The organism is Nonlabens sp. YIK11 (assembly GCF_001413925.1).
GTDB lineage: Bacteria > Bacteroidota > Bacteroidia > Flavobacteriales > Flavobacteriaceae > Nonlabens.
Window position 1 is genome coordinate 1678916 of sequence record NZ_LBMJ01000001.1, and the last position, 17429, is coordinate 1696344.

Genomic DNA, 17429 nt, shown 5'->3' on the forward strand with positions numbered 1-17429 from the left:
TTTTTAGTGTTTATCTTTAGCCAAAATTCACAGAATGCGCGAGGCGGCTTTTGTCAAGCAAAATAAAGAAAAATGGATGGCATTTGAAAAGGCTCTGGATGCTAATTCAAATATAAATGCCGACAGGCTGGCTAGTCTCTATATTCAGTTGACTAACGATCTTTCTTTTGCCCAAACTTATTACCAAGAAAGCAAGACGTTGCTATACCTTAACTCACTGGCAAGTCAGGCCCATCAAAAGATTTACGTCAATAAAAAGGAAAAGGGAAACAAGATCATTAGATTTTTTAAAACGGAATTTCCTCTGTTTTTTGCAGAGCATCAAATCACGATGTTATATGCGTTCTTGATCTTTATGGTAGCCGTTGCTATAGGTGCCATAAGTACCTATAACGATGATTCCTTTACCAGGCTTATTTTGGGAGATTCCTATGTGAACATGACGCTAGAAAATATCAAGGATGGTAATCCTACAGGTGTTTATCAAGAAGATGGTGCGCTGGGAATGTTTCTCGCCATAACCATCAATAATGTTAGGGTTGGCATGTTGTGTTTTGCAGCTGGATTGCTCACCTCTATTGGTGCAGGATATATCCTATTTTCCAACGGAGTCATGGTGGGAACTTTCTTTGCTATGTTTGCGCTGGAAAATGTTGGGATAGAATCTTGGAGCGTTATCATGCTACACGGTACTATTGAACTTTCGGTTATTGTGATTTGTGGTGCGGCAGGAATGATTATGGGGAACGCCATTTTGTTTCCTAAAACGTATGCGAGGCGCGTGTCCTTTGTGCGTGGTGCAAAAAACGGTATCAAGGTCGTGATCAGTACGGTACCTCTATTTATCGTGGCAGGTTTCATAGAAGGTTTTGTGACCAGATATGCCTTCATGCCTGCGATCATCAAGTACTCTATCGTCGCGGTAAGTGCCGCGATAATTATAGGATACTACATTGTGTATCCTCAATATCTTAAGAAACAATATGAGCGATTACATAGAGCCTAGATTGCGCCGAGATTTTGGTGGCATCATCACGGCTTTTTTCAATTTCATGAAGGCCAACATCAAAGGGCTGATCAATGTATTTATTGGCTACAACGGGATTTTCTTCATCCTGTTTTTAATAAGCGTGTATTTCCTGGTAACAGGAATAGTAGAGTACATGGTCATGGAAAGCGGTGTCATTCTAGGTAATAACTATGGCAATACAGATCAAGCTTCAATTATTATCGGGCTCTCCATCATGTTCTTGATTTTCCTGATTGCGCTGGCCAGCATTTTCAATTACGCCATATCAAGCAGCTATCTATCCTTATACGAAACCGAAAAAACGAACAACTTGCCCAAAAAACTAGTATGGAGCAAAGCCAAAAGAGTTTTTTGGGGCGTTCTGCTACTAGCGCTGTGCGCCGTAGTTCTGTATTTTATCTATTTCATTGCACAAATTGTTCTCGCCTTTATACCGGTCCTGGGAACGATTATTTCCCTAATCATTGGACTGGGATTCAACGCTTGGATCAGTCTCTCCATCTTTAGTTATGTGCACAATGAAGAGCATAATGTTTTTGACGCTTTTGGCGAGGCGTGGCAATTGCTTTTCAGTGGTTTTTGGAGAACCGTAGGCGTCAATTTCGTTTTGGGTTTTTTGGTCCAGATCTGTCTGTTTGCTTTGCAAATAGGTCCAGCCATCATCGTTGGGATCATCACGTTTCACGCGATTGACAATGGCGAGGCCTTTGCTGACAGCACGTTAAGTCATATTTTGATCATTTTGATCGTGACTTTATTCTGCATCATGATCATGTTCATGCAGCTTATCTCACAGGTCATCAACGCCTTTCTATACTTCAATCTGCACGAGTTTAAACACAACATCTATTTGCGTTCACGCATTGAAAACATTGGAGCACAGGTATGAAGCTGAAACTCTGTTTTATATTTATGCTGGTGTTCGCTTTCGCGAAAGCTCAAAACCTTCAAGATCTCGTTCCTGAAATTGAACAGCGACCGCGACAAATCACAGACACACTCGGTCGTGATTACGATGACCGTGTGATTGAGGTCAACGAGTTTCCAGAAAATCTAAACGAAAAATATTCGGGATCAGAGTTCGATTATGAGGACACCACTCAAGAAGCCGACAATTTTTTAACTGATTTCTTTGACTGGTTCTTCAAGAAGCTGGGCAGTTGGTTTGGTATCGACATCAGTCCATTCTGGGCTATCGTCATCAAATGGACCGTGTATGCCATTTTTGGAGGTATTGCCATCTATCTGCTCGTGCGACTCTTGACGGGCGAGAAAGCCTCTGGAATCAGAGCACGTGGCGGCGAGACCAGAAATCAAATCAAGATTGAGGAAACCCACATTAAAGAACTGGACCTCAATAAATTCATAAACGAGGCCATCGCAAACGGCAATTATCGCAATGCCATAAGGTATTTATATCTTAACTCACTCAAGAAGCTTAGTGCTGCTGGCAAGATTGACTGGGATTTCCAGAAAACCAATGGTGACTACTATCGGGAGATCAAGGATGCCGCGTTAAAGGATCAGTTCCAGAAGGTTTCTTATTTGTACGACTACGTTTGGTATGGAGAATTTGCCATTGATGAGTTCGCTTTCGCGAAAGCGAAACAACAATTTGAACTTCTCAACAAAAAAGCCGCCTGATGGATAAGCGATCAAAAATCATATTATTCGTACTGGGTGCCATTCTCGTGGGCCTTTTTGTGGTTGAGAGCAGCCGTCCCAAACCGGTCAACTGGCGACCCAGCTACACCAGCGGTGATAAGATCCCGTTGGGTGCGTTTGTTTTGTACGACAATCTTGATGAGATATTTGAAGGAGCACAGGTACAAAGTGTTGATCAGGTGCCTCTGGATTTCTTGCGTGAGCATGAAGATGATACTGGTGCGACCTACATCTTTTTGAACAACTACTTGGAGTTTGACGCCACTGAAACTGATTATCTCCTGGACTTTGTGGCGCGTGGCAATAAGGTGTTTATTTCCAGTTCCAGCGCTTATGGTTCTTTGGCAGACACCTTAGGACTAGAGACCAGTTCCAGCAGTTATTATATGGATACCAGTAACGACACCATAAGAACACGATTGACAAATAAGGCTTTTAAGGATCGCAGTTATGTGTATCATCGTGAAGGCAGCTATCGCTATTTTGAACGTTATGATACGTTGCGTACTAAGGTGTTGGGCGAGGTTCTTGCTTTTAACCCAGAAGGTAATTATCTGGAATCGATGTTTGAAAACGAGAATGACGACGAAGATCTGGACAACATCATAGATAAAGATCCGGATAGTTTCAAGGCCATGAAGGCGATGGAGATTAAAACCAGAAAAACACCTCAAGTGAATTTTGTCGAAGTCACGGTAGGCGATGGTGCCATTTATTATAACTTGAGTCCTGTTGCCTACAGTAATTATTATATGCTTAATGGCAAGCAGCAATATGTTGCAGAATCTTTGTCCTATCTCAAAAATGACAAGATTTACTTTGATGATTATGGGAAGTCGGGCAGGCGAGTGGTCACGTCTCCGTTGCGATTCATTTTATCTCAAGCCTCACTGAGATGGGCCTATTATCTGGCTATTGCTGGAATTTTGCTCTATATGGTTTTTGTAAGTAAACGCGAGCAGCGCATCGTTCCTGTGATCAAGCCGCTTGAAAATGCTACGGTAGAATTTACCAAGACCATAGGTAATCTATACTATCAAAGTGGTGACTACACCAGTATTGTGGACAAGAAGATCACATTCTTTTTAGAACGCGTGCGCAGTAATTACTACATGAATACTGAAAAGCTGGATGGGGCTTTTATTAAAAGGTTATCGGCAAAAGCGGCGAGACCGTTAAACCAGACGCAAGAGCTTATCCAATACATCAATACACTTAGGGCAAAACCTTTGCACAATCAATACGAACTGAAACAACTTAACAAACTCATTGACGCGTTTTTTAAAGACACTAAATAATGGAAGAGAATAACAACCCAACACCAGAAGATCACAACCAGAATCTTCCAGAGCCAGCGCAAAAGCAGCATGTGCACCAGCCAGAAAGTGAAGTCTCACCAGAATCAGCTGCTGTGCAAACACCTGCTACAGATAATATCAATAGCGACGATCTAAAGTTTAGCAGTCGTGTTGACCTCACAGAATTATCCAGCGCTGTAGTCAAGATTAAAGAAGAGCTGCGCAAGGTGATTATAGGTCAAGAAGAAATGATCGATTTGTTGATCGTCTCCATACTTGCAAACGGTCACTCGCTTATTGAAGGAGTTCCTGGTGTTGCCAAGACGGTAACTGCAAAGCTACTGGCCAAAACCATGCAGGTAGGATTCTCAAGAATTCAATTCACTCCAGATTTGATGCCTAGTGATATTTTGGGAACCTCGGTTTTTTCCATGAAAAACAACGAATTTGAGTTTAAGCAAGGTCCTATATTCTCTAATATCATTTTGATCGACGAGATCAACCGTGCTCCAGCTAAAACCCAAGCCGCACTGTTTGAAGCGATGGCAGAGCGACAGGTCACCATTGATGGTAAGGAATATGTGATGGAGAAACCGTTTTTGGTTTTTGCCACTCAAAACCCAGTGGAACAGGAAGGAACTTATAGATTGCCCGAAGCGCAGCTGGATCGATTCCTTTTCAAGATCAACGTATCGTACCCTAATCTGGAAGAGGAAATCAAAATATTGGAAGGCAACCATAACCGCAAAAACTCAGATCCAGAATCCATGATTGAAGGCATCATGAGTGCTGCACAAATTGTACAGCATCAGGAAACGGTAAAAGGTATTGTGGTTGAGGACAATTTGATCAAGTACATTGCAGAGATCGTATTAAACACGCGTAACAACGCCAATCTTTACCTAGGAGCTTCTCCTAGAGCTTCTATTGCCATCATGAATGGCTCTAAAGCGTATGCAGCCATTATGGGACGTGATTTTGTAACTCCAGACGATGTGAAATATATCGCCAAGGCGGTAATGAGACACCGCATCATTCTTACTCCAGAACGTGAAATGGAAGGATTCACGGCAGATCGAGCCGTTGCTCAAATTTTAGAAACCATCGAGATACCACGATAGTGAAGAAAATCTATAAAGCCCTATTCCTAAGCAAACGATTTTTCCAAGTATTACTTGGTTTGATTGTGCTATTCATTGTGTCGTTCTTCTTTGAACGACTCATTGACTATCTGGTCATAGGTTTTTTTATATTAATCGGTCTTCTTGTAGTTGACCTGATACTGATTTACGGCAAGAGTAAAGGCATTAAAGCCAGCAGGATTTTACCAGACAAGTTCTCAAATGGTGATGAGAATCCAGTTGAGATAAAGGCCCAAAACCAATATGGTTTTAAGACGTATCTGCGCATTATTGATGAATTGCCCATTCAATTTCAAAAGCGAGATTTTAAAATTGAAACAGAACTCAAGTCTGGAGCCATGCAAACTATGATGTACACGGCTAGACCTACAGAGCGTGGTGAGTTTCATTTTGGATCCCTAAATGTCTTTGTAAAGTCTGGAATAGGTTTGACCTGGCGCAAGTACATTTTTGACCATGATGCCATGGTTCCCAATTATCCATCCTTTTTGCAAATGCGCAAATACGAGTTAATGGCGTTCACCAACAAGCTCAAGGATTATGGAATGAAGAAGATACGTCGCATAGGCCACACCATGGAGTTTGAACAAATCAAGGACTACATACTGGGTGATGATGTGCGTAATATCAACTGGAAGGCGACGGCTAAGCGCAACCAATTGATGATCAATCAATTTCAAGATGAGAAGTCGCAACCTGTGTATAGTGTGATTGATAAAGGTAGGGTGATGAAGATGCCTTTTGAAGAATTGAAGTTGGTCGACTATGCGATTAATGCGACTCTGGTGATTTCTAACATTGCTCTTAAAAAAGGTGATAAGGCTGGAATGTTCAGTTTTTCCAGTAGGGTTGATAATCAGGTGATGGCGCAGAAGAGATCTTCACAAATGAATTTGATTTTAGAGACCTTGTATAACTTGGATACCGACTTTCGCGAAAGCGATTTCTCACGTCTCTACATTGACATCAAGCGAAAAATTACACAGCGTAGTTTATTATTGCTCTACACCAATTTTGAAACGCTAGACGCGCTACACCGCCAATTACCCTATTTGCAGGCGATTGCAAAGAACCACTTGCTTGTGGTGATCTTTTTTGAAAACACAGAACTGTCCAGCATGTTGAAGGAAAAAGCGGAAACGACCCAAGAGATTTTTACTAAAACGATCGCAGAGAAGTTTGCTTACGAAAAAAAGCTCATCGTTAATGAGCTTAATAAATTTGGGATTCAAACGATATTGACAAAGCCTCAAGAGCTTACCGTCAATACCATCAATAAATATCTAGAAATTAAGGCTAGAGGATTGTTGTAGTAATGTTACCTATGACAATTCCATATTAAGGGCCTTGCGAGTAGAGGTTATCTCTTCGTACAAAGCTTTTGCTTTATCGTGAATTCTAGCAGCGCGTTCACGGTCCTTTAGAGAGATTTCAAACGACTTGCGCATTAGGTTGCAATATCTTTTCTCTTTAAGGTTAAGTGTCTTTTCTGCTTGCTCTATTTCAATATCGGTCATGGTACTCTAAAAACTATTAATGGTCAAAATTAAAAGTTTCAACCAATAATGTTTTTAATAAAGTATTAATCTAAGTTAAGAAAGTCTAAAAACCTTGAGCTAATGGTCTAGTCTTGAAGCGCAAATACACGTCTAAGAAGATCTGTAGTTCGCGCGTTGACAGATTCACGGATCTGAATTTCTTCTTGTGCGATCATGGTGAAAACACCTTCCAATGCCTTTTGGGTTACATAATCTCTTAAATCAGGATTGACATCATTAAGCAATGGGATCGAATTGTATCGCGTGATGGCGTCGCTCCATAATTTGGTCGCGCCTACTTCACTTAGGTTTTTATCAATTACGGGTGAGAATTTATCATAAAGGCTTTGCTGCGTTTTTGATTGCAGATAACTGGTGGCGGCGCGTTGATCGCCTAGCAAAATGTTTTTTGCATCTGCAAAAGTGATGTCTTTTACGGCATCCACAAAAATGGGAAGTGCTTCTTTGGTCGCTTCTTCTGCAGCTCGATTCAATAGTTTGAGACCTTCATCTGCGACGCTTCCTAAACCGATTTTACGCAGACCGCTATCCACATCCTGTAATTCTTGCGGCAACAATATCTTTACGGTTTCATTCTTAAAAAAGCCATCTCTAGAGGATAATTTGGTCACTTGTTGATTGACGCCCTTATCAAGTGCCTGCCTCAAACCGTTGCCTATATCTGCTTGTGAAAGCGCTCCGCTTTGTGGTAACTGGCTGGCGATGGATTGAAGTTCTGCACAGCTGGAAAGCATCATGCAAGCAACGAATAGTAGGATGATTTTCTTCATGGATTAGGGTTTTATCAAATATAACTTTTAATTGTTTGCAGGGAATTTCTTTAATTTTTCAATAACGGAATAATGCTTGATGTGCCTTTCTAAACCCAAACCAACCTGCATGCGCAATTTTATCCTTTTAGCAGTCCTTGCTGTTTTGACTTCATCCTGTATATCTCAAAGAGGACTGGAACGAAATTCTGATTTCAAAGCCGATCTGTTTTCTGCAAAACAATTGAACGGTGTCTATCAAAACGCCATTCCAGAGGATCCAGCAAATAGTCTATGGCAGGATTTGTATAAGAATAAATCCCATAAGGATCTTTTGTTCAATGCAGACAATACGCAGGTAGAGTTGAACCTTGTTGACAATAACAAATTAGTAGTGACATTGTATCGTTACGGTAGAAAGGAAGATGAGCTGATTTTTAAAGGGAAAATCAAAAACGGATACTTTGCCATCAACCGAAAATTAACGCTTATTCCATTACCCTTTTTCTACTATCATAAAGAGAACAAGACGATCATAGGCAATGATGATGAAGGGAATCTGGTGCTGGTTCAGGGTAAAATGTTGGAATATGTGGTTTTGTTATCGCTTATAGGTGGTGATCGTGATACTATATCTGCTCGTTACGAGAAGCTGGATTGATCGAGCAATCTACCGAGAAACGTCCACACACAAAAAGTCCCGAAAAGCATGGCTCTTCGGGACTTTTTTAATTTTTAAAATTAGCTTTAAAAGAACTAGGCGTCTATGGAGCCCATCACTTTTTGTGCAAATGCATTAGCAGCTTCAATACCACTCATACCGTTCTCCACATTGTTGTGTACTTCAATGGCTCCACAAATGTTAGTGATCAATTCACCCACCACATCCATTTCCTCATCAGTCACAGATCTATGTTCTGTAAAGTGCTCTAGTACTTCAAGCGTTGTTTCCAACTGCTCCTTGCTAGCTCCTTTTTGAAAGTGTCTAATTACTGGTAACTTCATGTACGAGGTCTTTAAGATTTTCAAATTTGTTAGTCTGTACTTGGTTCACAAATGCACCATCCTTGAACGTGGCAAACGTAGGTAGGTTATCTACCGTCGCCAGTTTTCTGGATTCTGGATACTTCTCTGCATCTGCAAGGATAAAGATCGTGTCTTCGTTCTCGCTAGCCAGTTTCTTGAACTTAGGCTTCATCACGCGACAGTTACCGCACCAGCTCGCCATGAATTGGACCACTACTTTTTTATTTCCTGCTACAATCTCTTGTAGGTTATCTTGTTCTAGTGTTTGCATTTTTTAGTATTTAGAGGTTAGTATCTAGTAGCTAGACTAGAGAAATACGGTTGCATTTCTCTAGTCACTACCATTTACTAATAACTTCAATAAATGATTTTATGGGACTTGTCAAATAGTATTTAGTAATCGTTTCTTAAAGCAAAGCGTAGCGCCAAGTACTAAATACTACATACTAACTATTAAAATTTAGTTTTGGGACAAGTACGCTGCAGTTGCTAGACGATCTGCCTTCATGGCATCTTTACCTTCTTCCCAGTTTGCTGGACATACCTCACCGTTTTTCTGTACGTGTGTGTACGCATCGATCATTCTTAGGAATTCATTTACGTTACGTCCTACAGGCATGTGGTTCACACCTTCATGAAATACCGTTCCTTCTTCATCGATCAAATATGTCGCGCGGAATGATACGTTATCACCCTTCAACAAATATCCTTCAAGGTCATCGTTGTACTCTTCATCTGCATCTAGGATGTCTAGCATTGTAGATAGGTTACGATTAGAGTCTGCGATAAGTGGATACGTGATTCCTTCAATACCACCGTCATCTTTTGCCGTGTTCAACCATGCAAAGTGAACTTCTGCGGTATCACAAGATGCGCCAATGATCAAGGTGTTTCTTTTTTCAAATTCAGGTAATGCTTCTTGGAATGCGTGAAGTTCTGTTGGGCAAACAAAGGTGAAATCCTTTGGATACCAGAATAATAATACTTTTTTGTTGTTGTTTCTTGCTTCTTCCAGTACGTTGATTTGAAAGGTGTCACCCATTTCGTTCATCGCGTTTACTGTCAAGTCTGGAAATTTTCTGCCTACTATAGCCATTACAATTTTGTTTTTTATTTGAGGGTGCAAAAGTAGTCTTCGCTTTCGCGAAAGCGAACTCATTACGATCTAGTTGCCCCATTCATTCATAGAATAAAACAATAGCCCTGATGTAATGAAACAAATTTGATTAGTGCTAATCCTCGTGTGGTTTGATCTCGTTGAGATCCATGTTTTTCTGAGCGGCATAATTGTAACCGCTTTCCCACCATTTGGTCATTTTTTGTTTGTTGAATACCAAAGAATTGGTCGTCAAAACCGTAGGCGTGTAGTACATGTTGATGATCGCATTTTTGTTGTTTGCCGCAAATTTACCGATGGCGATATTCTGCTTCTCGATGCGATCCATCATGAAACCGTGTAGGTTAGTCAACAGGGAAAAGGCATTTGTGGACGGTAAATTGTTCAAATAATTGACCTCAGTTTCTAAAACGATCACATCTACAGTCGTGGCACCACGATCAATAGCTTCTTTGATGGGCACCATACTGCCAAAACCGCCATCTGCCCACTCGCAACCTTCCTTGTAAACGATGCTCATAAATGGAACGTAGTTGCAGGAAATCCAGATCCAGTCACAAAAATCTTCATACGAAAAATCCTTGATGGACTTGTATTGCGTCTCATGCGAGCTAAGATTAGATACCGTGATCACGATGTCTTTATGCGATGTTTTGAGTTGACTAAATTCTTCTTCCGTAAAAACTTCTTTGATCAATTTGAGCAGGTTTTTGCTCTCACCAAAGGTTTTCTTTCCCTTAAGAAAACGGCGCAACACATTCCAGTGATTGATACTTATTTCCTGATTGTTGAATTTGTCCCTTTTGATCAAAAACGGTGAATCGCTGAAGATGGATTTCTGGTTCACACTCGTATATACCTGCTTGATCTTGTCGATCTTTTTTAATGCGAGATGCGAGATAAGCAAGCTGCCAGTGCTGGTCCCGATGTAGAGATCGTAGTCGTATTTGAGTTCTTGGATAAGATACTGTGCAACGCCACCCGCAAAAGCGCCCTTACTACCACCACCAGAAATCACGAGTGCTCTCATAAAATTTTAATTATCGGTATTGGGATATTTGAGGCTGTCATATATGATGGCCTTCATGCGCTCGCTATTGATAAAGCCATCGCCGTATCCTAGATCGTCATAACGCTTTGTGATTTCAGTATTTGTCATGATCTGTTCTCTCGTATGGTTGAGGCTCATGGCAAGCTGGATCGCTTTTCGGAAATCCTTCAACATATTGATACTGTTTTTAAGATCTTGAACCTTTGAAAGTTCTCCATGGCCAGGAATGATGTGCGTATCTTCATTAATGGTTTGCAGGATCAACTGCTGGGCAGCGATGTATCCATCAATCGAGCCGCCAGAGTTCAAATCAATAAACGGATACTTATCCTTAAAAAATACATCGCCCATATGCACGACGTTTTTGTCTACAAAATAAATAAAGCTGTCGCCATCCGTATGTGCGTTGTGTACGTGCACGACCATGATGTTTTTGTCATCAGGCATTTCCAGCTTGATATTTTCGTCCAGCGTAATCTCTGGTAGGTAGCCAACTGCCTTATCAGCTTCTTTCAGTCTTTTTAGGACATTGGCTTGCGCAATTACCGTAGTTTCTTTGCTATTAAAATTCTCATTGCCGCCCGTATGATCGCCGTGATGATGCGTGTTGACCAAATAGGTAATATCGTTAGAACTAATCGAGTCAATAGTAGCTTTGATTTTCTCACTCAACGGCGCAAACTGACTATCCACCATAAGCGTCTCATCATCTGAAACTACAATCATGATATTGCCACCACGACCTTCCAGCATATATACATCGTCAACAACTTCAGTTGTTTTGATGGTGACTGTTGTGGGATCGATTTGAGCAGTGATGTTAGAAAAACTGAGTGCCGCCAGTACGGTAAAAAAATAGATGGACTTCATCGAATGTATTTCTAGGTATTTGTTCAAAACAAATATACCTGAAACAAATTCAGAATTGGCTATTTCAAATTTCCTTGATAGTGGTGGATAGTTCCCTGAAATAAATGAGTGTCTAAATCTTTGGATTTAATCTTCAGGTACAGACTCTGGCATAATTGGAGAACTCATGAAATCGTAACCTTTATGCCTTAAGTAGGTTAATCCGTCTATTTTAAACTTTGTCTTAGATAGGGATTCTATTTCCAATGTATCAGAATAATACAAACCGACAAATTCCAATTCAACTTTATCATGTGGTTTAATAATGGTTACCCAAGGCCTACAGGAAATCATAGGTATTACTCCAGACTGCTCAATTTCTCTTGAAAATGGAATTGTTTCCCAAGACGTGACATTATTTTCCTTATCGAAATCTAGATATAATAAATTCTCCTCATCAAGTACATCCTCAAGAATCCAAAATCCATTCAAGTTATCGCGTACTGAATCTAGTTGAGTTAAATCAATATCATGATCATCTTCAACAACAATTAGATTTTGCTTTGAATCTGAACATCCAATCATTAGGCCAATTAAAGCTGATAGGTAAATGGTAAATCTCAAATTGTCATTTTAATTTATCTAAAATCTAAATATAAGACCAAAGATATCCGAATCTCAATTTGATTTAGGTATTTGATCGTCTATTTAAATTAACAGATTGTGGACTTCAATTTAAAAGCAAGCACTAAGTCGATTAGAGGATAGCCTATACCTACAATTAAACCAAATAGTCCAAATAAAATTTTCTCACTTGGAAAAAAACCAATTATTGAAATGTAGACTAAAAATACACAAAAGGATATAGAATAAGTCTGATCAATATTTTACTTGAAGTCCATTCTTTTTTCAGTCCATCGTCTGGATTAGTTATTGAGGACTTATTTAGTTCTTCATTTTTACTTTTTTCGAAACTCTCAATCGCCTGTCTTAATTCATTTGTAAGGTACTTTACTGTCGATCTTCTACTGATGCCTAAAACTAAACTAAGTAAAGCTATAATTATAATTACCCAAATTGTATAGGCGACGGCAGTTCCCAAATCAGCTGCTAAAAACATGAAAATTATCAATAAAGCAGAAACTCCGATTACAAATTTTCTAAGAAAAATAATGAAAGGGTTTCTTTCTAATTTTATTTCACTAAGTATTTCATTTTCATCGAATGAGAGGTGAAATACAGGATAATCCCCACGCAAAAAACGATATGATCTCCATAATAGAATTTCTTTATCTTTAATCTCACCACTGTATCTCGTAGTGTTGTAAAATAAAGTGTCATTCCAATGATTTAGAAGATTGCTCTTTTTTGTCTGAACAATAAGTTTTTCTACATCGCTTTTTTGTACCACGATTTATAATTTATGTCATCTAATTGGATTAAAAACAAAGATACCCGAATCTAATAAAAGACTCGGGTATCTAAATATTTTGAAAAAGGGTAGTTACTAGATCGCGCTTACTCTCCAGACAATACCGCTATCATCATCGTTCACTAACAAACTTCCGTCATTGTGAACAGTTACGCCTACGGGACGACCGTACACATCTTTGTCAGATCCTTTGGCCGTAAAACCAGTTAAGAAATCACGTGGTGGTTGTGGTTTTCCTGCGGCATCAAATGGGATAAATACCACTTTGTAACCACTCAATGGTTGACGGTTCCAGGAACCGTGTTGGCCTATGAAAGCTCCGTTTTTATAAGCTGCGGGAAATGCGTCCTTAGTATAGAATTCAAATCCTAGCGAAGCTGTATGCGAGCCAAGAGGTACATCTGGAACAATGGCTTTATCCACCAAGTCTTGATGTGGGTCATCGCTCCATCGTGGATCGTTGATTTGTCCGTAATAAGAATAAGGCCAGCCGTACCAGCCACCTTTTTTTACGCTGGTCGCATAATCTGGAACCAGATTGTTCCCTAATTTATCTCTTTCATTTACTGCGGTCCATAGCTCTCCAGTGACTGGATTCCAGTCCATTCCTACTGGATTTCTCAAACCAGTGGCATACTCGATCTCACCAGATCCATCAGGATTGATTTCTAGAATCGTCGCGCGACGCTTTTCATATTCCATTCCGTTTTCACCTACGTTAGAACCAGAACCTACCGAAATATAGATTTTTGACTGATCGGCATTGGTGATCAAGTTACGTGTCCAGTGATTGTTGTAACCGCCAGCAGGTAAGTCCAAAATTTTCTTACCACTACCGGTCAATTGGTTGATACCATCTGTGTAATCATAAGCGTATAGTCCATCAGTATTGGCCACATAAAACGTGTTGTCGATGATCAACATCCCAAACGGCTGATTCAAACCGCTTACAAAAACGTTTTGATAATCTGCAACGCCGTCGTTGTTGGTGTCACGCAGTAAGGTGACTTGGTTGGCACTGTTGCGCGTATTGGACTCTACGACAAATACGTCACCATTCTCGTGGACATAGGTCCAGCGTGGATGTTGTAACGCTTTCGCGAAAGCGTTTACCTTAAAACCTTCTGGTGCAATAGGAGTCATTCCATCTTTCCATCCTACCACGTTGCTCACAAGAACCTCAGATTCTGTTGCATATGGAGCTGGCAAAGTGATATCACCTATGGCAGTGGTCACGGTCTGGTTGGGATTGTCGCTCATTTCCTCTTTCACCTTTTTAGGTGTGCTGTCCTTAGGGTCTTTGGATTTGCAGGAAATCAGCAGTAAAGAAAACAGTAATGCGTATAAATATTTGTACATAGCTTTATTTTTTAAGCCGTAAAAATAGGAGGTAAGCGATGTAAAGCGGTTGTGGTTAACGGGATTTTAGGGTAATACTATTTTAAATGACTAAACTCAATATTTATCTGCGTGAGTCTTGAATAGGAAATTAATACCAACTTTTAAGAAATTGACGTTATTGATTCTATCATAATTCGTAATCAAACTCAAACTATCTTCGATTAAAAATTTCCGAAAATAAATTTCATAGGTAAAATAATCATTCCAATACCCTATTTGTGCGCCGTATTGAAATCTCAAGTTATAATTTCCACTTTCAAAACCTATGGCACCACCAAATCCTTGTTTTCTATCAAATCTTTGAACTCCAACTTTAGCCGTTAGCATTGCATTTATAAAATTTAATTTCGTCACGTTAGTAGAAAGAAAACAGTCTTCAAATTTAAATTCCTGATAATCCTTCTTTATATATGCTATTGACGTGTTAGAAAGACTATTATTCAATATTGGCGGGTGATATATAAATTTAGATTCATAAGTCCAGTTCTCTGAAAAGTCTGTCGCGACTGCAAGTCTCAACGAAACACGTTCTTGAAAACTTTCAAAATGAAGTAGTTTTTGTTCTTGCTGGCCATTACTAATTGCTATTCCATAAGGTGCAAAAGTCAAATCTGAAAAACCTCCTACAGAAACCCAAATACCTTTTTCTCTGTAGGTATGCATTTCTACATTTATAAAAGTTTCTTGATCTAGGGTACGCTCGACGGTTTCATACCCTGAATAGCTAAAAATCAATATTTTGGAAGACTTCGGGACAATTATATTGAATTTTCCGTCAAAATCTGTTTTGGTACTTATAGATGTTCCTTTTACGACAACAGTAGCGCCCAATATCGGAGTGTTGTTTTCAAGAACAACTCCGCTATACATTTTATTCTGACTTACAACCAATTGACTGAAGAAGAGAGTCAGAACGAGTGATAAGTGCCATATTCTATCATTAGATAAATTCATCCTACAAATCCACTTGCCCATCACTAGCCACCTTACCAGAAAGCTCCTTGATCTTGATGCTAAAGGCAGCAAACAACAAGGTCATAAATGGCGATAACCAATTGAAGATCGCATAAGGTAAGTAGGCGATGACATCAACGCCTAACGTTGTACTTTGATAGGCGCCACAAGTATTCCATGGGATCAGGACAGAAGTTACCGTACCAGAATCTTCCAGAGTCCTGGAGAGGTTTTCTGGAGCCAGTCCTTTATCTTGATAGGCTTTGGCGTACATTTTTCCAGGTACGACAATGGCAAGGTATTGATCACTGGCGGTAAAGTTGATCGCAAGACAACTCACAACCGTACTCGCAAACAATCCAAAAACCGAATCGAATAAATTAAGCAGGGCTTTACTGATGGTGGCCAGCGCACCTATGGCATCCATAATTCCACCAAAAACCATGGCGCAAATAATGAGCCAGATGGTTCCCAGCATTCCTGCCATACCACCAGATTCAAACAGACCGGCAAGCTTTTCACCTATTTCGGTATTTTCTGTAATAGGAGCGATGCTCGTGTCTACGGTAATGGCATTCATCAAACCTTTGTAACCTGACGTAAAGTTCCAGGTATCCAGTCCGCTGTTGGCTAACACTAATTCTGGCTGGAAAATTAATGCCGCAACAGCAGCGAGTAATGTTCCTACCAATAAAGCCACGAGTGGCGATACCTTTTTAACAATCATTGCGATGACTAGTACAGGAACTAAAAACAACCAGGCTGATGTGTTAAACGTATTCTCGATCGCGTTTTGATAAACGGTGACATCTGCATTTCCTGAAGTGTCTATAGAAAAACCAATGATGACAAAAACGATAAGCGTGACGACAATGGTAGGCACCGTGGTCAAGGTCATGTACTTAATGTGCGTGAAAAGGTCCGTTCCTGCCATGGCAGGAGCAAGGTTGGTCGTGTCACTAAGCGGTGAGAGTTTATCACCAAAGTAAGCGCCACTCAAAACAGCACCAGCCGTCATCCCAGCATTGATATCTAGCGCTCCGGCAATACCTATCAAGGCGATACCTACAGTGGCACTGGTGGTCCAGCTGCTACCGGTTGCGACAGAAATGACGGCACAAATCACCACACATGCGGCCAAAAATATGGTAGGGTTCAAAATATCCAGACCATAATAGATCATGGTAGGAATAATACCGCTTATCAACCAGGTTCCTGCCAGCGCGCCTACCATAAGGAGAATCAAAATGGCACCTGCGGTGGATTTGAGGTTTTGTGCGACTTCTTCAATCATGGTCTCATAGGAAACCTTATTGAAATAACCTACCAGCCCAGCCACGGCCGCACCTAGTAAAAGGATAAATTGATTGGATCCAGACAGCGCATCATCACCATAAACCACCAGAACGTTAAAGGCCAGCATTATTATTAGCGCCACAACAGGAATTAGTGCTTCCCAGATATTCAGTTCTCTATTTTCAATAATTTTTTCGTCCTCGTGATTGATGTTTTGGCTTTCCATGAATTTTTAAGTAAACGTAATGTTACAACTTTGTGATTTGAGTTGCAAACCTAGTGATGACGTACGTAAGTTGCTATGAGCTTTTTGTCGTAACCTAGCTTTCGCGAAAGCGAGAACATCACATCCAGCAGTGGTCGCAACAGTCTGAATAACAAGTTATCCACTTGAGTGTCGCCCCATTTTAACAATAGGACAGCATAAAATGGATTGTAGGGAATTTGATTACTACCAAAGGTTTTGCCATCGCTTACCAGTCCAAAAAGTACGGCCATGAAGTTCTCAAAACCGGGTTGTCCTGGCTCTAATCGTGCTCTAAATACAATAGATTCTGGATTGGGATTGTAGAATCTGTGATTGTCGGTGATTGGAACTTTAAAGGTATCACCAGGTGATAGACGTAATTCTTTACCTAGATAGTGTACACCTAACGTTCCTTGAATGGGTTCAAACTCCTCTGTAAATCGGTTATGGTAATGAATGGGATTGCCACCATCGGGCTGTAGTTCTACCTTAATATAGGTGTATGCGCCGTTTGTACTGGCACTGGTTTCCAGTAGGGTCGCTTTTTCACGGGTAATGGGATTTTTGTAGGTGACAGGCATGCTCAAAATTAGGCTTTACAACATCCATTTGT

Annotated in this window: 20 protein-coding genes; 7 read left to right on the forward strand and 13 right to left on the reverse strand. The window is 40.3% G+C overall.

The window, feature by feature from the left end; translation table 11 throughout:
* The first annotated feature begins 34 nt into the window (after window positions 1–34).
* The 6 genes from AAU57_RS07615 to AAU57_RS07640 are packed head-to-tail and all read left to right on the forward strand — an operon-like array spanning window position 35 to window position 6448.
* Entirely contained in the window at window positions 35–1006 is a 972-nt protein-coding gene (locus AAU57_RS07615) for a stage II sporulation protein M (protein WP_055412340.1), read from the forward strand.
* Window positions 984–1919 carry a hypothetical protein gene (locus AAU57_RS07620; protein WP_055412341.1) on the forward strand — a complete coding sequence of 312 codons (936 nt, stop codon included), beginning with the start codon at window positions 984–986 and terminating at the stop codon, window positions 1917–1919. Before AAU57_RS07615 ends, AAU57_RS07620 begins: the two co-directional genes overlap by 23 nt.
* Window positions 1916–2674 carry a hypothetical protein gene (locus AAU57_RS07625; RefSeq protein ID WP_055412342.1) on the forward strand — a complete coding sequence of 253 codons (759 nt, stop codon included), beginning with the start codon at window positions 1916–1918 and terminating at the stop codon, window positions 2672–2674. The genes AAU57_RS07620 and AAU57_RS07625 overlap by 4 nt, the downstream gene beginning before the upstream one ends.
* Window positions 2674–3993, forward strand: a complete 1320-nt coding sequence (locus tag AAU57_RS07630; RefSeq protein WP_055412343.1) for a DUF4350 domain-containing protein — start codon at window positions 2674–2676, stop codon at window positions 3991–3993. The genes AAU57_RS07625 and AAU57_RS07630 overlap by 1 nt, the downstream gene beginning before the upstream one ends.
* On the forward strand, window positions 3993–5114 hold the full coding sequence (locus tag AAU57_RS07635; RefSeq protein WP_082438572.1) for an AAA family ATPase: 1122 nt from the start codon (window positions 3993–3995) through the stop codon (window positions 5112–5114). The genes AAU57_RS07630 and AAU57_RS07635 overlap by 1 nt, the downstream gene beginning before the upstream one ends.
* Window positions 5114–6448 carry a DUF58 domain-containing protein gene (locus AAU57_RS07640; protein ID WP_197275399.1) on the forward strand — a complete coding sequence of 445 codons (1335 nt, stop codon included), beginning with the start codon at window positions 5114–5116 and terminating at the stop codon, window positions 6446–6448. Before AAU57_RS07635 ends, AAU57_RS07640 begins: the two co-directional genes overlap by 1 nt.
* Before the next feature lie 9 nt (window positions 6449–6457).
* On the opposite strand, the gene AAU57_RS07645 is transcribed toward AAU57_RS07640, so the two are convergent.
* Complete coding sequence (locus AAU57_RS07645; protein ID WP_055412345.1) at window positions 6458–6652, reverse strand: hypothetical protein; 195 nt, start codon at window positions 6650–6652, stop codon at window positions 6458–6460.
* 107 nt (window positions 6653–6759) lie between these two features.
* A complete protein-coding gene (locus AAU57_RS07650) occupies window positions 6760–7464 on the reverse strand; it encodes a DUF4197 domain-containing protein (protein WP_055412346.1) in 705 nt (234 codons plus the stop codon).
* Between the two features lie 109 nt (window positions 7465–7573).
* Here AAU57_RS07650 and AAU57_RS07655 point away from each other — a divergent pair, with 109 nt between their 5' ends.
* Window positions 7574–8104: a hypothetical protein gene (locus tag AAU57_RS07655; RefSeq protein WP_156340048.1), complete on the forward strand. Its 531-nt coding sequence runs from the start codon at window positions 7574–7576 to the stop codon at window positions 8102–8104.
* A gap of 95 nt (window positions 8105–8199) precedes the next feature.
* Here the strand turns inward: AAU57_RS07655 and AAU57_RS07660 are convergent, their stop codons facing one another.
* From AAU57_RS07660 to AAU57_RS07710, 11 genes are all read right to left on the reverse strand, one after another.
* Window positions 8200–8448, reverse strand: coding sequence for a DUF6952 family protein (locus AAU57_RS07660; protein ID WP_055412348.1), 249 nt, complete (start codon window positions 8446–8448; stop codon window positions 8200–8202).
* Window positions 8429–8740: a thioredoxin family protein gene (locus tag AAU57_RS07665; RefSeq protein ID WP_055412349.1), complete on the reverse strand. Its 312-nt coding sequence runs from the start codon at window positions 8738–8740 to the stop codon at window positions 8429–8431. The genes AAU57_RS07660 and AAU57_RS07665 overlap by 20 nt, the downstream gene beginning before the upstream one ends.
* Before the next feature lie 189 nt (window positions 8741–8929).
* Window positions 8930–9565, reverse strand: coding sequence for a peroxiredoxin (locus tag AAU57_RS07670; protein ID WP_055412350.1), 636 nt, complete (start codon window positions 9563–9565; stop codon window positions 8930–8932).
* A 136-nt stretch (window positions 9566–9701) separates the two neighbouring features.
* On the reverse strand, window positions 9702–10616 hold the full coding sequence (locus AAU57_RS07675) for a patatin family protein (protein WP_055412351.1): 915 nt from the start codon (window positions 10614–10616) through the stop codon (window positions 9702–9704).
* A 6-nt stretch (window positions 10617–10622) separates the two neighbouring features.
* Entirely contained in the window at window positions 10623–11507 is an 885-nt protein-coding gene (locus tag AAU57_RS07680; RefSeq protein ID WP_055412352.1) for an MBL fold metallo-hydrolase, read from the reverse strand.
* Between the two features lie 126 nt (window positions 11508–11633).
* A complete protein-coding gene (locus tag AAU57_RS07685; RefSeq protein ID WP_156340050.1) occupies window positions 11634–12110 on the reverse strand; it encodes a hypothetical protein in 477 nt (158 codons plus the stop codon).
* A gap of 220 nt (window positions 12111–12330) precedes the next feature.
* Complete coding sequence (locus tag AAU57_RS07690) at window positions 12331–12897, reverse strand: hypothetical protein (protein WP_055412354.1); 567 nt, start codon at window positions 12895–12897, stop codon at window positions 12331–12333.
* 96 nt (window positions 12898–12993) lie between these two features.
* Entirely contained in the window at window positions 12994–14277 is a 1284-nt protein-coding gene (locus tag AAU57_RS07695) for a PQQ-dependent sugar dehydrogenase (protein ID WP_055412355.1), read from the reverse strand.
* A 96-nt stretch (window positions 14278–14373) separates the two neighbouring features.
* Window positions 14374–15273 carry a carboxypeptidase-like regulatory domain-containing protein gene (locus AAU57_RS07700; RefSeq protein WP_055412356.1) on the reverse strand — a complete coding sequence of 300 codons (900 nt, stop codon included), beginning with the start codon at window positions 15271–15273 and terminating at the stop codon, window positions 14374–14376.
* Window position 15274: 1 nt separating this feature from the next.
* On the reverse strand, window positions 15275–16795 hold the full coding sequence (nhaC, locus tag AAU57_RS07705) for a Na+/H+ antiporter NhaC (protein WP_055412357.1): 1521 nt from the start codon (window positions 16793–16795) through the stop codon (window positions 15275–15277).
* 50 nt (window positions 16796–16845) lie between these two features.
* Window positions 16846–17397 carry a cupin domain-containing protein gene (locus AAU57_RS07710; protein WP_055412358.1) on the reverse strand — a complete coding sequence of 184 codons (552 nt, stop codon included), beginning with the start codon at window positions 17395–17397 and terminating at the stop codon, window positions 16846–16848.
* Window positions 17398–17429 lie beyond the last annotated feature (32 nt).